General features: G+C 65.4%; 18 protein-coding genes. 11 read left to right on the top strand and 7 right to left on the bottom strand.

What is annotated here, in order from left to right; genetic code table 11:
• Window positions 1–454: 454 nt before the first annotated feature.
• From AC3WLF_RS06205 to AC3WLF_RS06160, 10 genes are all read left to right on the top strand, one after another.
• Entirely contained in the window at window positions 455–1,315 is an 861-nt protein-coding gene (locus AC3WLF_RS06205) for a helix-turn-helix transcriptional regulator (RefSeq protein ID WP_492319375.1), read from the top strand.
• Between the two features lie 238 nt (window positions 1,316–1,553).
• The gene (locus AC3WLF_RS06200; RefSeq protein ID WP_492319374.1) at window positions 1,554–2,012 is read left to right on the top strand and encodes a DNA-binding response regulator; all 459 of its coding nucleotides are present in this window, start codon (window positions 1,554–1,556) and stop codon (window positions 2,010–2,012) included.
• 123 nt (window positions 2,013–2,135) lie between these two features.
• Entirely contained in the window at window positions 2,136–2,450 is a 315-nt protein-coding gene (locus AC3WLF_RS06195; RefSeq protein WP_010811142.1) for a hypothetical protein, read from the top strand.
• 583 nt (window positions 2,451–3,033) lie between these two features.
• Complete coding sequence (locus AC3WLF_RS06190; protein WP_492319373.1) at window positions 3,034–3,999, top strand: DUF1839 family protein; 966 nt, start codon at window positions 3,034–3,036, stop codon at window positions 3,997–3,999.
• A 509-nt stretch (window positions 4,000–4,508) separates the two neighbouring features.
• A complete protein-coding gene (locus AC3WLF_RS06185; RefSeq protein WP_492352411.1) occupies window positions 4,509–5,231 on the top strand; it encodes a Crp/Fnr family transcriptional regulator in 723 nt (240 codons plus the stop codon).
• Window positions 5,232–5,307: 76 nt separating this feature from the next.
• Window positions 5,308–7,746, top strand: coding sequence for a polysaccharide biosynthesis tyrosine autokinase (locus tag AC3WLF_RS06180; RefSeq protein WP_492357954.1), 2,439 nt, complete (start codon window positions 5,308–5,310; stop codon window positions 7,744–7,746).
• Between the two features lie 173 nt (window positions 7,747–7,919).
• Complete coding sequence (locus AC3WLF_RS06175) at window positions 7,920–8,171, top strand: acyl carrier protein (protein ID WP_010811137.1); 252 nt, start codon at window positions 7,920–7,922, stop codon at window positions 8,169–8,171.
• The gene (locus AC3WLF_RS06170; RefSeq protein ID WP_492319370.1) at window positions 8,168–9,367 is read left to right on the top strand and encodes an acyl-CoA dehydrogenase family protein; all 1,200 of its coding nucleotides are present in this window, start codon (window positions 8,168–8,170) and stop codon (window positions 9,365–9,367) included. Before AC3WLF_RS06175 ends, AC3WLF_RS06170 begins: the two co-directional genes overlap by 4 nt.
• Before the next feature lie 10 nt (window positions 9,368–9,377).
• Window positions 9,378–10,382 carry an amino acid--[acyl-carrier-protein] ligase gene (locus AC3WLF_RS06165; protein ID WP_492319369.1) on the top strand — a complete coding sequence of 335 codons (1,005 nt, stop codon included), beginning with the start codon at window positions 9,378–9,380 and terminating at the stop codon, window positions 10,380–10,382.
• Between the two features lie 176 nt (window positions 10,383–10,558).
• A complete protein-coding gene (locus tag AC3WLF_RS06160) occupies window positions 10,559–13,123 on the top strand; it encodes a beta-mannosidase (protein ID WP_492319368.1) in 2,565 nt (854 codons plus the stop codon).
• On the opposite strand, the gene AC3WLF_RS06155 is transcribed toward AC3WLF_RS06160, so the two are convergent.
• A complete protein-coding gene (locus AC3WLF_RS06155) occupies window positions 13,111–14,157 on the bottom strand; it encodes a DUF1839 family protein (RefSeq protein ID WP_492319367.1) in 1,047 nt (348 codons plus the stop codon). The genes AC3WLF_RS06160 and AC3WLF_RS06155 overlap by 13 nt on opposite strands.
• Before the next feature lie 445 nt (window positions 14,158–14,602).
• Between AC3WLF_RS06155 and AC3WLF_RS06150 the strand changes: the two genes are divergently transcribed.
• On the top strand, window positions 14,603–15,220 hold the full coding sequence (locus AC3WLF_RS06150) for a sugar transferase (RefSeq protein WP_492319366.1): 618 nt from the start codon (window positions 14,603–14,605) through the stop codon (window positions 15,218–15,220).
• A 189-nt stretch (window positions 15,221–15,409) separates the two neighbouring features.
• On the opposite strand, the gene AC3WLF_RS06145 is transcribed toward AC3WLF_RS06150, so the two are convergent.
• The 6 genes from AC3WLF_RS06145 to AC3WLF_RS06120 form a co-directional block, all read right to left on the bottom strand.
• The gene (locus tag AC3WLF_RS06145) at window positions 15,410–16,078 is read right to left on the bottom strand and encodes an acetyltransferase (protein WP_492319365.1); all 669 of its coding nucleotides are present in this window, start codon (window positions 16,076–16,078) and stop codon (window positions 15,410–15,412) included.
• Between the two features lie 86 nt (window positions 16,079–16,164).
• Window positions 16,165–18,387, bottom strand: coding sequence for a polysaccharide biosynthesis tyrosine autokinase (locus AC3WLF_RS06140; protein ID WP_492319364.1), 2,223 nt, complete (start codon window positions 18,385–18,387; stop codon window positions 16,165–16,167).
• A gap of 73 nt (window positions 18,388–18,460) precedes the next feature.
• Window positions 18,461–18,691 (bottom strand): hypothetical protein, encoded by a 231-nt coding sequence (locus tag AC3WLF_RS06135; RefSeq protein ID WP_492319451.1) that lies wholly within the window; start codon window positions 18,689–18,691, stop codon window positions 18,461–18,463.
• A 64-nt stretch (window positions 18,692–18,755) separates the two neighbouring features.
• Window positions 18,756–19,967 carry a polysaccharide biosynthesis/export family protein gene (locus AC3WLF_RS06130; protein WP_492319450.1) on the bottom strand — a complete coding sequence of 404 codons (1,212 nt, stop codon included), beginning with the start codon at window positions 19,965–19,967 and terminating at the stop codon, window positions 18,756–18,758.
• Between the two features lie 92 nt (window positions 19,968–20,059).
• On the bottom strand, window positions 20,060–20,263 hold the full coding sequence (locus AC3WLF_RS06125) for a hypothetical protein (RefSeq protein ID WP_492357953.1): 204 nt from the start codon (window positions 20,261–20,263) through the stop codon (window positions 20,060–20,062).
• Window positions 20,260–20,724 (bottom strand): low molecular weight protein-tyrosine-phosphatase, encoded by a 465-nt coding sequence (locus AC3WLF_RS06120; RefSeq protein ID WP_492319362.1) that lies wholly within the window; start codon window positions 20,722–20,724, stop codon window positions 20,260–20,262. The genes AC3WLF_RS06125 and AC3WLF_RS06120 overlap by 4 nt, the downstream gene beginning before the upstream one ends.
• Window positions 20,725–21,169 lie beyond the last annotated feature (445 nt).

The raw sequence follows: 21,169 nt of genomic DNA, 5'->3' as shown, positions 1-21,169 counted from the left end.
TTGAAGCGAGCGAGAATTCATCCGGCCCGAAATGCATAGGTAAATGCAATGCCGATAATTTTATGCGCGTTTTCACTGGAAAGTCATCCCCGCTGCCCTTGTGGGATCCGTATGCTGGTGTCAGGCAGTGCTCGGGGAAAACCCGCCGCAGCGCACCATCACCTTGCATTCGACCTACGCGTTTCATATGCTGCAGGTCAGGAGTTATAAATACTTAGATCAGACTTCAGTCGCATCTAAGACTCTTTCTACATAAGCGTCTTAACACGCAAAACGGGGCGATCCGGTATCTCCACGGGAAGGACGGACCTGCAGCCTGACGGGAAGGCTGCCGGGCGGTCTGGAGCGATGGCGGATCGTATGGAAGTGCAACCGCAAGATAGCGGAGCATTTCCGACAAGCAAGCGCGGATTGTCGCAGGGTCCGTACTTGCCGCAATAATAAGAGAGCGGCCATGGCCACCATCCTCTTGATCGAGCCTCACCCCCTCCTGCGCCTGGGTCTGCGCCATCTGCTGGCCCAAGCACATATTCCTGGTGACCTGATCGATATCGATCCCCTCGCCCCAGTCGATTCAGATTTGTGGCTGTACGATGCCGACCTGCTGATCTATGGCCTGCCAGCCGATCACGCCGGCGGCTGGGCCATGCTGGAGGAACTGTGCCAGCGGCTACGCCCGCAGCGCGTGCTGGTCCTCAGCGATCAGGCGGCGCCATCGCTGCCGGATGCAGGCTTGCCTGACCCGGTGCGCGGTTGCGTGGCCAAGAGCTGCAGTGCGGATGCGCTCGATGCCGCGGTGCGCCTGGTGCTGGCCGGCGGCGAGTGCTTCCCGGCGCGTGCCCAGGGCAGCCACCACGCCTGGCAACCGGAACTCGATGCCGGCCATGCCCCGGTGGCAAGCAGCGCAGGGCAGGGCGAGGCCCGGGTCGTGGCGCTGCGCGCAGGCATCGGCGAGGCCGTGCTCGAGCATGCGGTGCCCGCGCCCCAGCGCCATTTCCAGGCGCACGCGACGTACCACGAAACCCCGTCGGCCGGCGCGCACCTGCTGAACATCACCGAGCGCCAGTATGAAGTGCTGGCGCTGCTGGCGCGGGGCTATCCCATCAAGACGGTCAGCCGCATGCTGAATATCTCGGTAGCCACCGCGAAGACGCATGCCTGCACGCTGTACCAGCGCCTGCACGTACGCAACAAGGGCGAAGCCGTCTACGTTGCACTGCAGAAGGGTGCAACGCTCAACTGGGCCGGGCCCGCCACGCCCGTTAATCCGGTGACCCGGGTGCCGGCACCCGACCCCACCTGCCAGGCTGCGTGACGGGTGGCGGCGCGGCTTTCACGGGCCGCGCCTCATCCTTCTGGCGTGCGGCTCTCGGCCAAAAGCATGAGGCAATGGCGGCGGCGGCTTGCTACCTTGTGATGAAAGGCATCTGCAGACACTTTTTCCGGCGGCCGGCGCTGCCCTGATGCCCTGCAAGGCGGGCCGCCCACGCGGCCCGGCTCCCGACCGGGTGGCAAGCGCATCTGCGGCCCGGGCCCGCTGCCAGACCGAGTCAATGCCGACCTATCTCATCGCCAGCAATGAAATGATGTGCCGTGTCCTGGCGCGTCGCCTGAACGCACTGGACGTGCCGCAGCCGATCACGTGGCGCACGCCGCAGTGGCTGCATGAATCGGCGCGCGCATCGACGCAGGCTTCGTCTTCGGAGACGAAGCCGGACCCGGCCGATATTGCGCTGATCGATTGCAGCGCGCTGGAGGGCGACCCGCGTGCGTTGCTGGACCAGCTGCAGGCACGCCTGGCGCCACGGCGCTGGCTGGTGCTGTCCGATCGCCTCGATGCCTCGCTGATGCTGCATGCCGCGCTGCTCGGTGCCAGCGGGTGTCTCGCACTGCCGGCACCGCTTGAACTGGTCTGCGCTGCCACCGCGCTGGTGTGGGCCGGCGGCCAGTGCTTCCCGCGCATGGCGCTGTCGCTGACGGGCGCCAGCGGGACCACCGCCTCCCTCCTTTGAGCGAGCAGGCCTACATCCACCGGATGAGTGCGCATCGCACCTGATTGCCTATGCTTGATTCGCCCGGAGGCAGAAGCCAGCCCAGTTTGCAGGCAGGCCGCCCCGGGGAAGTAAGGGGGTCATATGGAGGCCGGACTGGAATTCCTCGTCGTTCGCGGCTTTGCTGTGCGCGAAGGCAGAGGCAAGTGGGCGTGCTGCTTCGAGATCAGGCTGGCTGCCAGCCTTGACCATGGTTGCCACGCGGGTGCCAACGAGGGCAGCGATGAGCCGCTGCTCTATCGCGGTGAACTGCACGGGCGTCAGTTTGACTGCGAGCTGGCCGCCGCCGACGCGGCCCGCGCGGCCGGTGAGCGCGAAGCGCGGCTGCGTGTGGAAAGCCTGAGGGCGCTGATCATTGCTCAGCATCGGCATCGCGTGCCGCCGCCACTCGTAGCCTGAACCAGCAGGCATCCAGCGAGAATCAGGCACAGTGGCACCCGGCGGCCTCGCCGGGTGCCACTGTGCCTTTGTCGTTCCCCTCGTGATTGCGCAGCTAGTGTCCTGTTCCGTAGATGGCTTGCCAAAATTTCATGGCAAGGTATTTGCGGAACAGGACACTAGCCGGCGAGCCAAAAAAGAAGCCCGCCGACCGGGGGACCATGCGGGCTTTGAAGGCGTGCGGGCCATACTGCCCGCCCACACGTCTCCTTGACGATAACCAATCAGCTCGCGCTCCTCCATCAACCAGAAGCACCATGCGCGCAACTTTGCGGCTGAGTGCCCCTGAACCGCCTGAACCCTTTGCCGGTTTGTGCGCCGTCCAACAGACTGGCCAGAACCGCGCGCGCCAAGATCGCCATCACGGCCAATGGCAGCAAGTATCTGGCTCGGGTTCAGGGGGAGACGGAAAAATGACTGGTGTCGGCGCTCGGCCTGCCGTATCGCTCGTCAGGCACGCGCGCGGGCCCGGCATGGGCCGTCCGTACCCGCTCATGAAACGGCATGGCAGGGGCGGAGGTCACTAGTGCACGGCGACACCAGGATGCGTGGACGGGGCGGACCGGGATTGCGCGGCGGCAATCCGGTGTGGTCGCACGTCAACTGCCATATCGACCTTTGGATCGAGCTGCTGCACGGGCTGGACCTGCCGCCGGTCGCGGCACTGGCCTGCGCGGTGCGGCAGGACTTCGAGGCCGACCACTTCACGCAGTGCCGCTTTCCGGATGCCGACCTGGAGCGGCTGTATGGCCTCACCGTGCACGCCCTGACGTTCTACGACTCGCTCGAGTCGCACGTGGCGGCACAGACCTCGCGCGGCCATATCGTCGTGATGGAGCTGGACAGCAGCCAGTTGCCGCCACCCCGCGGCGCCGGCTACCTGCGCCATTGCATGCCCACCTGCATTGCCATCGATGTGTTGATCCCCGAGGCCGGCGCGGTCGGCTACTACCACTCCGACGGCTACCACACCGCGACCGGCGAGGACTACGCCGCCATCATTCGCCTGGCACCGGGCGTGCGCAGTGCCGAGGCGCTGCCCTTCATGCACGCCGACGTGGTCCGCCGCAACGGGCACCCGCACGCTGCCGAGACGCTGCTCGAGGCCTCGCTGGCATTGCTGCGCTTTCACCTGGGAAACCGTCCGCGCGAGAACCCCGTCACCCTGTTTCGGGCGGTGTTTCCCCAGCATCTCGAGCGGCTGATGGCGCGCGGCGAACCGGGCTTTCACCACTACGCGTCGGGCGTGCTGCGCCAGCTCGGCGCCAATTTCGAGCTGCTGGCGCGCTACCTGCGCTGGCTGGTGATGCATGGGCAGGAGGTGCCTGAGAAGGCGGCGCAAGCCTGCTACACCATGGCCTCGGAGGCGATGGTGATGCAGTTCCGCCTGATGCGCGCGGTCATCAGCCGCAAGCCGGACCGTTGCGAAGACTGCCTGGACCAGCTCGAAGCCTCATACCTGGCCAGCGTGCCGTTGCTGGCCGCGCATTTCGGCGAGTTCACGCCATGAGCCGGCAGGCCGTGCCTGCAGCGGGCAACCCGTGGCTTGTGCGCCGCCTCTGGCGCGTGGCACAGAACCGGTTTGATCCGGCGCTGGGGGCAAGCCGGTGCATCCGCCATTTGCACGATAGCCCGGGTCTCATGCCGACAGCGGAGGGCATGCCATGCATCCAGGCTTGCGTGCCTGCCGCGGCTGATTAGCCCGGAACCACTTCCAGCCGCCATGCTGCCTCGCCTCGTGTGGCGGCGGCAGACATCGCGCCCGCCGCGGCGCATGGCGCCTTTGCCAGCGCCCGCTGCACTCTCGCCTTTCCGTCCAACCTCCCGATGGATGACCGTTTCCCAGCCGTTCGCCTACTGTCGGAGCGCGCTGCCATGACGCTAAATAGAGGCACTGGCTTGCAAAGAGCGCCGCATCTGGGTCGGTGGCGTGGCCAGCCGGTTCTCGGATAGCAGTCGTGCCGAGCCAGGCCGGCAGAGCGTTGTTCCCGGACACGGGATTGGACAGGGGGTACGAAAATGATTACGCATCGATCGGATCTGCATGTCAATCACCTGCTCAGCGCGCTGCCGCGCGGCGAGTGGGAGACGCTGGCGCAGCACTTCGAGCTGGTCCGTCTGCGCGCCGGCGAACTCCTGACTGATTCCGGCCAGCGCATCGTCCACGTCTATTTCCCGACCACCGCGGTGGTGTCGCTGCTGTCGCTGCTGGAGGACGGCGCGACGGTCGAGATCGCCGCGGTCGGCAACGAAGGGCTGGTCGGCATCCCCGTGGTCACCGGCGGCGACACCATGCCCAGCCGGGTGGAAGTGCGCAGCCCCGGAATGGCCTATCGCATTCCCGCGCGCCTGCTGCGCGGCGAGCTGCCGCGCCTGCCCACGCTGCAGCGCGTGACGCTGCTGTACGTGCAGGCCATGCTCACGCAGATTGCACAGACCGCGGCCTGCAACCGCCACCACTCCCTGAACAAGCAACTGTGCCGCTGGCTGCTGCTGGCCATCGACCGGCTCAGCTCCAACGAGCTGGTGATCACCCAGCAGGTCATCGCCAACATGCTCGGCGTGCGCCGCGAAGGCGTGACCGAAGCGGCCGGCAAGCTGGAAGACCTGGGCCTGATCCACCACAGCCGCGGCCATATTACCGTGATCGACCGCTGCGGGCTGGAGAAGCATTCGTGCGAGTGCTACAAGCTGGTCAAGCGCGAGTATGACCGCCTGCTGCCCGCGCTGGCCAGCGCCTGAGCGGCACGCTTCGGCGCGTGGCCTGCGAGGCGCGGCGTGCATACGCCGCGCCGATCCCATTTGAGGAGCCGTACTCGTGAGCAGACTGTCATATGCCGGTGGACCGGCTGAGAGCGCCACCCCGCGCCGTGATGCCCAGCCGGGCACCACGCAGGCGCGTGCGCTGATGGACCACCTCGGCTGGATCGCCGCGGCTGGCGTGGCCGGTGCGGCCGCCGGCTTGCTGGTGGCGCTGTCGGCGCCGCCGCAGTATCGCGCGCAGGCGCTGGTGCAGGTAGAGGGGCGCGATGGCGGCATGCGCAGCGTCGCCCAGATGCAGGGCCCGGCGGCCTTCGACGCGGGCCTGCTCAAGAGCCGCGCCGTGGTCGCTCCGGTGGTGGAGCGGCTGCGGCTCGATATCACCGCGCAGCCACTGCGTGCGCCGCTGCTGGGCGCGCTGGTCCAGCGCTTTTCCACACCCGGCCAGCCGCGCGGCACCTGGCCTGCCAGCCTGGGCTATGCCTGGGGCGGCGAGCGCCTGGTAATCGCCAGCATGACCGTGCCCGAGGCGCTGGTAGACCAGCCACTCACCTTCGAGGTGCGCAGCGACGGCCGCTACCGCCTGATGCAGCAGGACACCTTGCTGCTTGAAGGGCGGGCCGGCGAGACCGCGATGGCCAACGGCATTGTGCTGCGCGTGGACAAGATCGAGGCCGCGCCCGGTACGCGCTTCCAGCTCACGCGGCACGACCTGGCCCGCACCGCCGAGTCCGTGCGCCGCGGACTCACGGTGGAAAGCGAACGCAGCGAAACCCCGGCGAGCCTGGGCGGCGCGGCCGACTCGCTGTCCGCGCCGGGCGGCACCGTGCGCGTGAGCTGGCAATACCCGGACCGCCAGCTTGCCGCCCAACTCGTCAACGGGGTCACGCGCGCCTATATCGACGGCCAGACCGACAAGCGGCGCCAGGACGCGGCCGGCACGCTCGCGTTCCTGTCAGGCGAGCTGCCGCGCGTGCAGAGCGAACTCACGCGCGCCGAAGAGGCGCTCACGCGCTACCGTGCGCGCACGGGTTCGCTGCAGCCCAGCCGCGACGCGCAGTCGTTCCTGAGCAACAGCATGGAGTACCAACGCCAGATCGCAGCGCTCAGGCTTGAGCGCACGCGGCTGCTCCAGCGCTTCACGCCCGAGGCCAACGAGGTCCGCACCGTCGACAGCCAGATCCAGCAGATGACTCGCGAGCGCGCGGAGATCGACGCGCGCATGCAGACCCTGTCGGCCTCCGAGCGCGAATCGGTGGCGCTCACGCGTGACGTCAAGGTGGCCGAGGACATGTACATGTCCTTGCGCAGCAAGGTCGAGCAGCTGTCGCTGATGCTGTCCGACAGCTCTACCCAGATGCGCGTGGTCGATGCCGCGATCGCGCCGGTCACACCGGTCGGTCTCGGCACGTGGCCGTTCGCCTCCGCCGGCGCCTTGCTCGGCCTGTGCCTGGGCGTGGCCGCGGTCAACCTGCGCCAGCGCATGCGCCCGTCGGTAGCCAGCGCCGCCGATGCGGAACAGCGCCTGGGCATGGCCATGCTGGGCGATATCGCCTTCAGCAACGAGCAGACCGCGCTGGAACGACTGGTCGATGCCAAGCGCCGCCTGGGCATCGCCTCTGGCTTTGTGCTGCCGCCCAATGTGCGCCTGGGCTGGCCCGAGTCTGTCACCAGCGTGATCGACGCCGCCACGGCCGCCGCCCCGGAGGACGAGCGCGCGCGCGCCGAACGGCTGATGCGCCAGGGCCTGCACGACCAGTTCCTGCTGGCGCGGCGCGCCCCGCATTCGCTCGCCGTGGAAGGCCTGCGCACGCTGCGGGCGGCGCTGCATTTCGCGTTGCGCGATGCGCCCAACTGCGTGGTCGCGGTGACCAGCCCCGCCGCCGCCGCCGGCAAGACCTTCGCCGCGGTCAACCTGGCGGTGCTGTTCGCCGAAGCCGGCCAGCGCGTGCTGCTTGTCGACGCAGACCTGCGCCGCGGCCGCGTGGCGGACTGGTTCGACCTGCCTGCCGAGCCCGGGCTGGCAGAAGTGCTTGCTGGCCGCAGCGCAATCGCAGACGCGGTCAAGCCGAGCGTGGTCAACGGCCTGTTCCTGCTTAGTCGCGGCGCGGTGCCGGCCAATCCGTCCGAGCTGCTGATGCTGCCCGCGCTGGCGGAATCCCTGCGGCTGTGCGCGGGCCGCTTCGACCTGGTGCTGGTGGACACGCCGCCAGTGCTGGCGGTGGCCGATGCCACGCTGGTGGCCAACCTGGCCGGTTCCACGCTGGTGGTGGTGCGCGCCGATGTCACGGCGACGGCGCAGGTTGATGAAGCCCTCAAGCGCCTGGCGCACGCCAATGCCAGGCTGGCCGGTGGCATCCTCAACGGTGTCATGCCCCGGCGCAGCAACCGGGCGGACTTCAATACCATCAATCCTTATCTGGGGATGCCGTTGCCCCGAGCGGTAGCGAAGCCTCCCGCATTGGCCGGTCAAGCCGATCGGGTAGGGAAAGACTGACGCACGCCAAAGCACGCCAGAAACCGCACCGCCATTTGTGTGGGCGTACCCGTTTCTGCGAGCGTTTGGCGGACGTTCTGAGCACGCGCATTGGTGTGAAAACGCACTGATGCGCGTGCGACGTTCAGGCCCAATAGGTCACCAAGGCGTTGTACCTCAACCTGGAGCCCGGCATGCGAGCAGCGATACGCACCATACTTTTAGAAGTGGCCCGACTTGACGTACCAGTTGAATCGCTGGACGACCAGGCCGATCTATACGAAGCGGGACTGTCATCACTGGCAACGGTGCAAGTCATGCTCGCGATCGAGAATACCTTCGGCATCGAGATACCTGACCGCATGCTGACCCGCCAGCTGTTCCGCAGCATCAGCACACTGGCTGCGGCGACCGAGCAGATCAAACAAGAGCAGGAGGCGGCATGAGCCCGGTCCTCGCCAGCGTCGAGCAGGCCTTTCCGCGCGCAGAGACTGCTGACGCCGCACACTTGCTGGCCGGAGCGCGCCTGGCTGCGGCAGAAGCAGCCAGGCATGCAGACCAGGTCGACGCCGATGCGTGTTTTCCGCACCAGGCGTTTGCAGTCTTGCGTGAGCAGCGGTTGCTGGGCGCCATGGTGCCGCCAGCCTGTGGCGGTGATGGCGCGTCGCTGGAAACGATCGCAGCGGTCTGCCGCGTGCTGGGCGGTGCCTGTGCCTCGACGGGAATGATCTACGCCATGCACCAGATACAGGTGGCATGCCTGGTCAATCATGCGAGCACCAGCTCGTGGCACGCACAGCTATTGCAGCGCCTGGCCAGCGACCAATTGCTGCTGGCTTCGGCCACGTCCGAAGAGGCGATTGGCGGTGCCCTGCGCAGCAGCGGCTGCGCGGTTAACGCCGATGGCGGCAACCTGCACTTGCTCAAGATGGCTCCGACCATTTCCTATGGCGCCCACGCCGACGGGATCCTCGTCACGGCACGCCGCCATCCCGATGCCTCGCCATCGGACCAGGTCATGGTAAGCGTGCTCAAGCCAGACTACGTACTGGAAAGTCTCTCCACCTGGGATACCCTGGGCATGCGCGGCACCTGCAGCAATGGATTCCGGCTGGAAGCCCGCGGGCATACCGATCAGATCCTGCCCGTGTCGTTCGGCGAGATTGCCGACGTCACCATGACCCCCGTGTCGCACATCTTGTGGTCTGCCCTGTGGACCGGCATCGCCGCGGATGCGGTTCAGCGCGCCAAGGTGCTGTTCCAGGGCCAGGCGCGCGCCCGGCCTGGCACGCTTCCGCCCTCGGCTACGCGCGTGGCCGAAGCGGTTGCCATTATCCAGATGCTGGAGGGGAGGCTGGAACTGGCGTTGGCTCACCAACGCCAGCGTCATGCAAGCCAGAGTGTGTCGGCAATTTTCAACCTGGCGGCGGAAATGAACGGGCTCAAGACCAGCGTGTCGTCGCTGGCGCTCGAAGCGGTGCAAATCGCGATGCTGGTCTGCGGCATGGCGGGCTACAAGCATGGCACGCCGTTCAGCCTGGGACGCCACCTGCGGGATCTGTGGTCCGCCCCCTTGATGATCAACAACGATCGCATTCTGACCAATACCGCCAATCTGCTACTGGCGGACCGGTCTGCCTGAGGAGCCGTCCATGGACGATACCAGCAACGCTTACGTGCCAAGCGACGACTCATCCGTTGCCCCGGGTGACCATCATGCCGTGGCCACGCCGGCGCAGGATCCTGACACGGGCCGCCGGGCTTACCGGCAGGCGCTGATTGACGCCCGGGTGCTCTTCCCCACCACGGTCGACGGCATTTATGGTCGTAGCGGACTGTTCGAGAGTATTGCCGACGGCTTGAACTACGCGATCAGCAAACTGGGCGCCGACCAGGACGCGGAGGTGATGCGATTTCCTCCTGCCATGCCGCGCAAGGACTTTGAAGCGAGTGAATATCTCAAGAGCTTTCCCCAGCTGGCTGGGACGGTGCATTGCTTCTGTGGTGGCGATCGCGAGCATCACCGTCTGCTGGCGCGCCTGGAGCACGGTGAGGAATGGGCCGATCAGCAGCAGCCCACCGATGTGGTGCTGGCCCCTGCGGCGTGCTATCCCGTCTACCCGGTGCTGGCCAGCCGCGGTCTGATGCCTCGGGAGGGGCTGGTGGTTGACGTGTTGACGTATTGCTTCCGCCATGAGCCTTCGATCGACCCTGCACGCATGCAGATGTTCCGCCAGCGCGAATATGTCCGGCTCGGCACGGCCGGGCAGATCGTGGAATTCCGTCAACGATGGATGGAACGTGGTACGCAACTGGCCAGCCTGCTTGGCTTGCCGCACGAGGTTGACGTGGCGAACGATCCGTTCTTTGGCCGTGGCGGCAAGATCGTGGCCGACAGCCAGCGCGAGCTCAAGCTGAAGTTCGAGTTGCTGGTGCCGATCAATGATGGCGCGCCACCCACGGCTTGCATGAGTTTCAACTACCACATGGACCATTTCGCGCACGCGTGGCCGTTGCGTACCGCGGACGGCGCGCCGGCGCACACCGGCTGCGTGGGCTTTGGCATCGAGCGCCTGACGCTGGCACTGCTGCGTCATCACGGCTTCAAGCTGGCGAACTGGCCCCAGCGGGTGCGTGATGTGCTCGGAGGCATCTAGTACGTGCCAGCACGGCGCGACTGGACGACTTTACGTGCCGCATCCGTTCGGCCAATGAGGTGCCGTGACGGCGGATGCGGCCGGGGCCTCGCCCGGCGCGGCCGTCCCGTGCTGTCACGCGTGCTCCGCCATGCTGGCGTTCCGGTCCTGTCAGGTTTTCTCAGGGAAGGCAGTCCATGAAGGCGCAAACTAACGCGGACACGGGCACTTCGGCGTCCGCTCGGCAGGCATCGCCCGGCAGCCGTCCCGGCGTCGCCATCGGCAGTGCCGCGTTCGGCGGCGAGTGGGCCTGGGTGCAAACGCCCGCCGGCGCCGCCGATAGCCCCGCCGCACTGGATCCCGCCGCAGCCTGGTTGCCAGCACCCGTGCCCGGCACGGTGGCCAGCGCCCTGCGCGCTGCCGGGCGCTGGGACGACTCGGCGCCACCGCCACTGCACCTGCATGATTATTGGTATCGCGTCAGCTTTGCCGGCCGTGGCCGCCGCGTGCTGCGCTTTAACGGGCTCGCCACGGTGGCCGAAGCCTGGCTTAACGGAAAGCTCGTGCTGAGCGCGCAGCATATGTTCGTCGCGCATGAGGTCGAGGCCGACCTGGATGGCGACAACCTGCTGTACCTTTGCTTTCGCGCGCTCTATCCATGGTTGCGCAAGCAGCGCGGCCCCGTGCGCTGGAAGCCGCGAATGATCGTGCCGCCGACGCTGCGCACCGTCCGCACGACGCTGCTTGGCCACATGCCGGGGTGGTGCCCGCCGGTGCATGCGGTGGGTCCCTGGCGCTCGGTGGAATTGCTCGACCCGGCCAGCGACGACATCCTGCATGGGGTGCGCTCTGACCTGTGGGGACAGGTGCAGGGCGATCTCGGTGTCATCACGCTGCGCCTGCATTTTCCGGCCTCCGCGCCGGCTTCGGGATCGATCGAAGCCAGGGACGCGGAGGGTTGCGGCTATCCCGGCTCGCTGTCGCGCGTTGACGATCACACCCTGGTGGGCACGGTGCGCGTGGAACGCCCCAGGCTGTGGTGGCCGCATACGCATGGCGAACCTTGCCTCTACGGCGTCGATGCGAACATCGAGGGGCGCGCCATCGACTGCGGCCGGGTGGGCTTTCGCACGGTATCGTCGGATCGTGCTGGCGAGTCCGGGCACTTCGCACTGTGCATCAACGGCGAGCGGGTGTTTTGCCGCGGGGCCTGCATCTCAAGCCATGACCTGCCCGGCCTGGCAGACACCGATGAAGCATCCAGGCGTTGGTTGACGCTGGCGCGCCAGGGCGGCATGAACATGGTGCGAATCAGCGGCGTCACCTGCTATCCGGGCGAAGCGTTTTACCGGATCTGTGACGAACTTGGCTTGCTGGTCTGGCACGATTTCATGTTCGCCAATTTTGACTATGGCGGCATCGGGCCTGGCATTGGCCTTACCGATGACATCACGCGCGAAGTCAGCGAGTGGCTGACATCAACCCGGGCGCATCCGAGTCTCGCGGTGCTGTGTGGCGGTAGCGAGGCAGAGCAGCAGGCCGCGATGCTGGGCGCGTCGCGCAGCAACTGGAAGCAACCGCTGTTCGATGAACTGATTCCGGGCCTGGTTGCCGCCCATCGGCCGGACGTGGTGTATGTCAGCAATTCGCCGACCGGCGGCAGCTGGCCGTTCCAGCCTGACACGGGCATCAGCCACTACTACGGCGTCGGGGCCTACCAGCGACCGTTGGCCGACGCACGCCTGGCGCAAGTGCGCTTCGCTTCCGAATGCCTGGCTTTTGCCAATGTTCCCGGTGACCGCACGTTGACGGAGCACGGCTTGTCTGCGCCGCTGCACGCGCCGCGCTGGAAGGCCACGGTGCCGCGCGATGCCGGCGCTCCGTGGGACTTCGAGGATGTGCGCGAGCACTACTTGCGCGTGCTGTATGACGTGGATCCGCCGCGCCTGCGGTACGAACAGCCCCGGCGCTACCTGATGCTGTCGCGCGCCGTGGTCGCGGACGTCATGACCGAAGTCTTCAGCGAATGGCGGCGTGTCGGGTCGAGTTGCGCGGGTGGTCTGGTCTGGCAATTGCAGGATCTGATGCCTGGCGCCGGCTGGGGTATCGTCGACGCGTGTGGCCGTCCCAAATCGGCCTGGCATGCCTTGAGGCAAGTCTGGCAGCCGCTGCAGGTACTGATTACCGATGAAGGCCTCAACGGACTGCACTTGCACGTGCTCAACGAAACGCCGCAGCCACGTGCATTGCGGCTGGAGCTGGATTGCCTGCGCGATGGCGAGGCGGTCGTGGCGCAGGCTCGGCACAGCCTGTGCCTGCCGGCCCGCAGTGCGCAGCGCGTGGAGGCTGCTGCGTTGCTTGACCGCTTCGTCGACCTGACTTATGCCTACCGCTTCGGCCCGCTGACGCATGACGTCGTGGTGGCGACATTGCTTGCTGCCGACAGTGGCGAGCCACTGAGTCAGGCCGTCTATTTGCCCGACCGCCGTGCCGCGGCGCTCAAGGCGCCAGGCTTGCGGGCACAGCTTGAGCAAGCGGCAGGTGAGTGGTGGCTGACCGTGTCAACCCAGCGCTTCGCTCGCTGGGTGCACATCGAGGATCACGCCTACCATGCCGCCGAGAACTGGTTCCACCTTGCGCCGGGCAGCAGCAGGCGTGTCCGCCTCGTGCATGAGGGCAAGGTGGGGGCGCATGCTGTTCCGCCGCCTTCCGGCGAGATTTACGCTGTCAACGTGGAACATTCGCTTGGCTATGATGGTTGACTTTGGCCGATCGGATCATTGTCGACGCCACCGAAGGCAGCGATCAGTCCTTCCATGGTCCTGTCATGGCAGGTTTCCAGTGTGTCGAGGCAGTCCGTGCAGGGATCGGCGCGGCGGCGTGCCACCGCACGCGCCAGGCGGAACTGCAATACCTTGCTTTCTGTCGCGATGGTCCGTGCGGCGTTGATAGCGGCCATTGGCACCTCGCGTCCCTGCTCGCGCAGCCAGCACAGCCAGTGGTGCAGCATCTCGAAATTGGCGCCGAGCTGACGCGGGAAATTGAAAGTGTACAAGTGGAAGTAAGCCTCATCACGTGCCAGCAGCGCGTCCATATGCTTGCCGAAAACTTGTCGCCAGCGTCCCACCGGGTTGGCCGCAGGGCGCCGGGCCAGGTGGTAGTCCATCAACGCGACCGAGGCGTCGACCAGCGCGGACGACTCGAGCGATGGCCGCACGCGCTTCGCGCATTCGGCATAAGGGAACAGGATATTGCCATTGCCGCTGAGTTCAGGCAAAAGCCGCAGCAGGCCGCGATAGTCTTCATCCTGCGCGCTGTGATAGCCGAGACTGTGGTAGTACCAGAGGCGCTGGGCCTGGCTGTCGATACGGTCGATGGCCACGGTGGTCTTGACGTGCTCGCGCCGGTACGCGGTGGCGTGCGTGTCGGGCAGGTAATAGCTGTCGACCTCAAGCAGTACGGTGTGACCGCGTTCGACCTGGGCCAGGACGTGCGCCTGGAGCGTGTCGTAGACCGCCATTTCCTGCACGACGGTTCCGTACAGCGTCTCCAGATCCATCTGCGGGTACTTGAAGAAGGTGAAGTGATCCCCTTCAAAGTCCTGGGCAACCGTGAACGGAAGTCCCGCGCGCGGATCGAGCCCCCAGCCATGCAGCAGTTCCACCCAGAGGTCGATATAGCAATTGGTTTCCTGCCAGATGGCATCGGCGCCATGCAGCAGGTGGCGATGCGCGATCGCCGCGGGGCTAGCGTCGACTCCGCCGCCACCCTCGCCGCATGCTGTGGTTGCTTTCATTTCGGTTCTCCGGACCTGTCTCGCCCCAAGGCATTGCCTGCTTGCCTGCGCGTCGACGTTCACTCTAGCGGGAGGGCTCCCATCTCTCGGTGCGCTCTCCAACAGAATCGGAGGCTTGCCCCGTACGCCAGTGTATGGTGGCGAGGCGCCAGTGCAACGTGACCGGGGCCTGTAGCACAGGCCACTTGCACCGGCAATTTGCGTTCCGTGCCCGCCATCACATAGCCGCGCAACGCATGCTTGTCACCTTGACTATATTGAGCCAGTGGAGGCGTGCAGTCAGCGCTCGCGTGCGTGGCCGAAAACCAGGCCAAGGCGCAGGCGCAGGCGCGGGATGCGGCCTCTGCCTGCAATGTTCACACCTTCCCCGGGCATTCCTCCATGCGGCGACGCGGTGCCCACCTCCATCGCCTGAGGCCGGATTTCAACGGCAGGATGAACCATCATGAAGCGCATCTTTGACGTCTGCCTGGCCTCGCTGGGTCTCCTGGTGCTTGCCGTTCCGCTGCTGCTCCTGGCTTGCGCGATCCGGCTGAAGCTGGGCAAGCCGGTCTTCTTCCGGCAAGTGCGGCCAGGGCTTCACGGCGAGCCATTCGAGCTCCTCAAGTTCCGCACCATGACTGACGCCCGCGGCGAGGATGGCGAGCTGCTGTCTGATCCCGAACGGCTGACGAAATTCGGCGCATTCCTGCGCGCCACGAGCCTTGACGAGCTGCCGGAGCTCTGGAACGTCCTCAAGGGCGACATGAGCCTGGTGGGCCCGCGTCCGCTGTTGGTGGAATACCTGCCGCTCTACTCGGCCGAGCAGGCGCGCCGGCATGACGTTCGTCCTGGCATCACGGGGCTGGCGCAGATCAGCGGACGCAACGCCATCAGCTGGGAGGAGAAATTCAGGCTGGACGTATGGTACGTCGACCACGTATCGGTGTGGCTGGACGTGGTGATCCTGTGGAAGACGGTCATCAAAGTGCTGGCACGCGACGGTATCAGCGCCGCGGGAGAATTCTCCGCCCCCCGGTTCCGGGGCAGCAAGCGCAGCATGCCGGATGTCGATGTCGCCTGACATCGCGGTAACGGGGGCGACATGCCTGGAGGCGCAAGAGAGATCGGCGATTCCATGAGCAGGGCCGACGGTGCATAAGCCCTGGTGCAAATGCTGCTTGCCTGCTGGCCTACCGCAGCTTACCGGAGCTTACCGGAGCTTACCGGGACTCTTCCGAGCGTCCCTGCGTCAAGTCCCGGTAATCTTATATCACTGGTCGCGAATGCGGCGTGAGGTAATCTGGTGAGTCCCGGTAGTGATGAACTGCCGGTCTTTGGCGTTGGCCGAAACGCCGGTGTGTGAGTCCACCACGCATTCCGCACCGATTCTTATGCCGGGGTAGAGCGTCGCACGTGTGCCGAGGAAGCACCCCGGTCCGACCGCGGTGTTGCCATTGAGCACGGCGTGCGGCGAAAGCACCGAGCACGCGCCCACGCAAGCACCGTGGCCAATCCCCGAGAAGACATTGGCAACCACGCCGTCTTCCACCACCGCGCCCCGGCTGACGACGGTGAAAGGAAAGATCAGGGCCCCGATGCCCAAACGGGAGGAAGGCGAGATCAGGGCTTTGTCATGCACGTACAGCGGGACCGTGATCCCGTTCTGCAAGAGCCACGACAGTACCTCCTGACGCGCTTGCGGGGAGCCGATCGCGACCAGCACTGCCTGTCCCGGTGCGGGGCGGAACTGGCGAACTGACCCCAGATTGGGCGCATCGACCCCATCGGGAACCTTGCCTGGCGTGTCGTCAAGGAAGCCAGCCACGGTTGGCCCGCCGCGCAATGCCTCTTCGTACAGATAATCGTAGAGCTCTATCCCAAGGCCGCCGGCGCCGGCGATCACTACGGAAGAGACGGCAGGCGCATTAAGAAGTGGCATGGCTGGTTGAACGCCGAAGAAACGAAACTGAGGCCGACGGTGGCTGAAAGGCAACGGTGGCGCCCGTACCGGCCGCCACCGTTTATCTAAGCCTGCTTGGTCGGTGCATTGCCGTACTCGGCGAGATAGCGATACTTGCCGAAGTAATTGTGGGCCCGATACCAGCGTCCCTCGATCACGAGCCCGTTGAACAGCACGCCCTTGACCTCTGCGCCAGCCTGGCGGATGGTTCGCTGCGCCGCGACCAGCTCGCCGGCGGTGGTCTTCTCGGCGCGCGCCACGAGGAATACGGCGCCTGCCTTGCCGGCCAGGATGCCGGCGTCAGCGGCCGCGAGCACTGGCGGCGTATCGATCAGCACGAGGTCATAGCGCGATTTGAGTTGCGCCAGCAGAGAATCCATGCCCGGGCTCAGCAGCAGATCCGCCGTGTGCGGAGGCTTGGTGCCGGTCGAGATGAAATCCAGGCCGGGCGCCACCTGCCGCTGTATGACGTGCTCCAGCGGCGCACCCATCAGCAGCTCAGTCAGGCCGGGACCCCGCTTGGCCTCGAAGAGGCCATGCAAGCCGCCGCGGCGCAGGTCGGCATCGATGAGCACCACACGGTGCCCGGCTGCGGCAATCGCGGCGAAGTTGGCGCAGATGAAGGACTTGCCGACGCCTGGCGCGGGGCCGCTGATCACCACCGTCCGGCTGTTGTTGCCTGCAAGGGCGAACCGCAACGCGGTGCGGAAGCTGCGCAGACTCTCCATGGCGGGGTCGTCCGGCTTTTGGAGCGCCAGTAGCCCGCCTCCGGATGGTAGCAGCGACTGCTGCCTGCTGAAGGGGATGGTCGAGTAGACGGTCATGCCTGTCTGCCGCTCGATTTCATCCGCATCGGCGATGCCGCCATCGAGAGCGTGGCGCACAAAGATCACCAGAAGGCCGGCAAACAAGCCCATGGCCAATGACATTCCGGCAATCATCACCCGGTTAGGGCGCACTGGCTTGAGCGGTACATCTGCCGGGTCGACCATCCGCGCGGTGCCCACCTTGCTCGCCTTGATTAGCCTGAGCTGTTGGGCATCGTTTAGCAGCGACTGGAGCGACTCGGTGCTGACCTTGACGTCGCGCATCAGGCGCAGCACGTTCTGCTCTACATCCGGCAGCTTCTGGATGCGCCCGGATACGCCATTCAACTGAGCGTTCAGGCCGGCAATCTGATTATCGATCAGTGCAATGGCCGGGTGGTTTGCAGTAAAGCGCGCAGCCAGTTCCTGCCGCCTCTGCTGCAATTCCTGCAGCCTGGTCTGGATTTGCACCGATTGTCCCAGGATCAGCTTGGACTCTTCGCTGAGATCGATCGTGCCGCGCTGATTGCGCATCGCGTTGTAACGGGTCTCGGCCGCGTCGACCTGCTGCCTGAGCACCGGTAGCTGTTGCTCGAGAAAGGCCAGCGACTTTTCCGCTTCCGCAGCTTTGCGGCGGATGTTCTGGTCGACATAGGCGTTGCCGATCTCGTTGAGGACCGCTGCCGTCATGCTCGCCGAGATGCCTTCCAGCGACACGCCAAGCACGCCGCTTTGCTTGCCACGCTCGCCGATCATCAGCCGCTCCTGCAGCCGCGTGATGGCCGCGCTGCGAGGCAGTCGACGGAGCACGAACTGGCTGCCGGGGCGCCCATCGAGCTGGCTGACCAGCATGGTGACCGTGCCGGTGGCGGTGGTGATTGCCAACGGCGTTCCAACTGTGCCCGTAGCCTCGGCATTGTCGCTGGCGAACCGCACCCGATACTGGTTGTCACCCAGCGCTGTCAGCATGATCTTGCGCTCCTCCATCGGCGCAGGCACGTCGAGCTGGGGCACGGTGATCGACTCATGTCCCCAGGCAAAGCCGCCCCATCCAAACAGCCCCGGGCGCGACAGCTCCGGGTTGAAATTGGAGATGGCCGGACCAATCAGGGGGAAATAGCGCGGCGCGGCCTCGATATACAGGCGCAGGTTGTCGACCGCCTTGCCGACCACCATTCGTGAACGCAGGAGTTCGATCTCGGCAGAAGCGGCGGGCTTGACGTCAAACACCGGCGAGACGCCGGCCGCGAGCCTGTTGGAGGCATTGCCGCTCAATTCCTCCACCTGCACCGTCATGTCGGCGCGGTAGATCGGCTTGGCAACAAGGGCATAGACAAGGCCTACGCCGATGACCAGCCCGGCTACGGACAGGAAGGTCCGGCGATAGCGAACCAGCAAATCGAGATAGGCGGTCAGATCCACTGCTGTGCCGCAATCGTCCGCACCAGCGGGGACATTGTCCCGCGTACTGACCGTTTTCATGATGCCTCTCCTTGACCATCGGCCGGTACGACTTCCTCCAGCCGCATAGACCATGATGCGATGCCCTGCTTGATCAGTTCCAGCACGATAACGAACATGCCCGGCGAACATCCGTATGGATATGGCCTGCCACCGCCACGAGCGCTTCATCGGCAGCGCAGGCGCGATGACCGGCGAGATCGTATCCCTCGCTCGCACGCAACCTGACAGCGCTCGGGTCGGCGGGTGCACCAACTGGCGGGGCGAGCCCGGCAGAAACCACATCGCATGCGGGCAGGACACGGCTCAGCAGGCAAGCCGCCATCGGGCTGCGGCAGACGTTGCCGACGCAAATGACCAGGATTGAGCGAACCATCTCTCGCGTCCCGTTATCGCAGTGCGCTTGTGGCACTGAACACCGGCTGCGTACTCGGTATCAGCTGGTTGATCACGCGACTCCAGCGGACGACCTGGCGTGCGTCCACATACACCACGTCCTTCGGTTCCAACTCGAAACCCTCGGCGATGGCCAGCGCTGCTGGCGAATTGCCGTCCAGGTGGAATATATTGGGTTCGCCATCGGCCGCCTTGCGGATCACGTAGATCTGCTCCGCATTGGCCGAACTCGGATTGACCCCACCGGCATCGCCAAGCGCCTCGTTCAGTGTCATCCGCCCATTGCGCATCAGCAGGGAGGCCGGGCGCACCACTTCGCCGGTGACGAAGATCTTGTTGTCCTCGCGCTGTTCCACGCGGACAATATCGCCGGAGCGCAGCATGATGCGGGCCGGATCGACACCCTTGGCCAACAGCGCGGGGATGTTGACATACCAACTGCGCTCGCCGCGGGTAACACGAATGCGGCTGTTGTCACCGGTCAGGTTCAGCACACCGCCGGCGCGGTTGAGCGCTTCCACCAGCGTCATCGGCGCATCGTCGATGGCCTGCATGCCAGGCGTCTTGACCTCGCCGTCGACATAGACGCGCTGGCTGCGGAAGCCGAGCACGCGAACCGTCATCTGCGGATCCCTGACCACTCGCGACAGCACGCGCGCCATCTGGTTGCGAACATCGTTTGCCGTTCTGCCGGCCACCTTCATGACGCCGGCGTAGGGGAACTGAATATCGCCCTGCGCGCTGACCACATAGCCAGGCACGTTGGAGCCACCGGTCGACGTGGGGGGCTCAAAGGCGGCTCCGATGCTGTAGGTCTGGGTGGGAAAGACCAGTTCCGGATGGTCCCACACCACGACCGAGATGATGTCGCCAGGGCCGATCCGATAAGGCTGCGGAGTCGCGAACAGTTCCTCGACCCGCTCGTTGTCCGTACGAGCCTTACTGCGTTGAGCTTTCACCAGATCGAGGGTGATCGGTGTCACCTTGGGTACGACATCGGGCCCGATTGCACTCACTACCGCCTTGTTGTCGAAGTACATGCCCGGCGACGCGGCGCAAGCCGCGAGCAGACCTGTAGCAATAACTATCGCCAGACTGGAAAGGACATTATGGCGATCGGTAGCGAAGGTCCGGGAATGAATGCGCCAATTGACTGGTCTCACGGCGATCTCCTTGCTGATAGCAGTGGACATCGCACCGTATATGCCATGCCCCCCGACGATTGCATCGTAGGAGGGGCTGCTCCCCGATTCGGTGCGTTGTCGCACACTGAATGCGACGTCTGCGAAGCCCGCTGCTAGATGGTCGCAAGCACATCATGCCTGCGCGCGCTGCGGCTTTTTTTGCTATTACGCAGGCCGAAGTCTCCGGTGACCTTCCAGATGCCGGGGCACGGGGGATGCAAAGCTGCCGCAGCATCAAGATAGGCGGTCAGGCCAATCGGCTTGGCATAGGCACCCTGACCGTTGGACACGGCTTCGCGTGTACCGGCTGTCTTCATGATGCGTCTCCATCGGTGTGTGCGGATGTTGCAGCCTCAATCTGTGCCGACCACGTCTCGATGCCTTGCTTGATCAGCCCCAGTACGATGTTGAACATACTGAGGGAGCCGCCGTACGGATCCGGCACATCCGCAGGCACAAATTCGCAAAGGCGGTATGTCTTTCCCCGGGCTTGCGGAAAGAGCAACTCCAGTTCCGTGCGCTGTTCGTTGTCCATCACCAGGACCAGCTCGGCAGCTGCCACCATGATCGCGTCGACGGCGCGCGCGCGATGGCTGGCGAGATCACAGCCCTCATCTGCCAGCAGCCTGATCGCACGCGGATCGGCATTCGCGCCAATCGGAGGCGCGAGTCCTGCCGAGGCGATCTCGCAGCCCGGCAAGGCGCGCCGGAGCAGGCACGCTGCCATCGGGCTGCGGCAAACGTTGCCGACGCAGATGACAAGGATGGACCTGATCATGCTGTCGCGCCTGTCAGACAACACTGATGGTACTGAACATGGGCTGGGTGACGGGGAGCGGCAGGTTGATCATGTGGCCCCACCGTACCATGTCAGTCACGTCTGGCACAGCGTCGGGTCCGATTGCCGCAACTTTTGTCTTCAACCCGGAATACGTGCCTGGCGACGCGGCGCGTGCGGCCAGCACCAATACAGAGCCAAGCAAGACGAAGCATGATGTGATGGCATGGCAGAGCCATCCTAGTCCCACCCCACCTGAGTCCTTCCCGGCCGGGATCGGTCTCATAGCAGTCTCCTTTATGGATACGAGCGGACATGGTGCCCCATGCATGTCTCAGCTATTGCATCGTAGGGAGGCACAAGCAATTACTCGGTGCGCTCTCGCACACTGGTCGGGTTCGCCGCCATGGGTGGAAAGCGGGCAGGCTGCATTTGGGCGTCTGAT

This window comes from Cupriavidus sp. FW306-01-F10A, from assembly GCF_058782785.1.
This window is presented reverse-complemented; position numbering and strand designations above follow the sequence as displayed.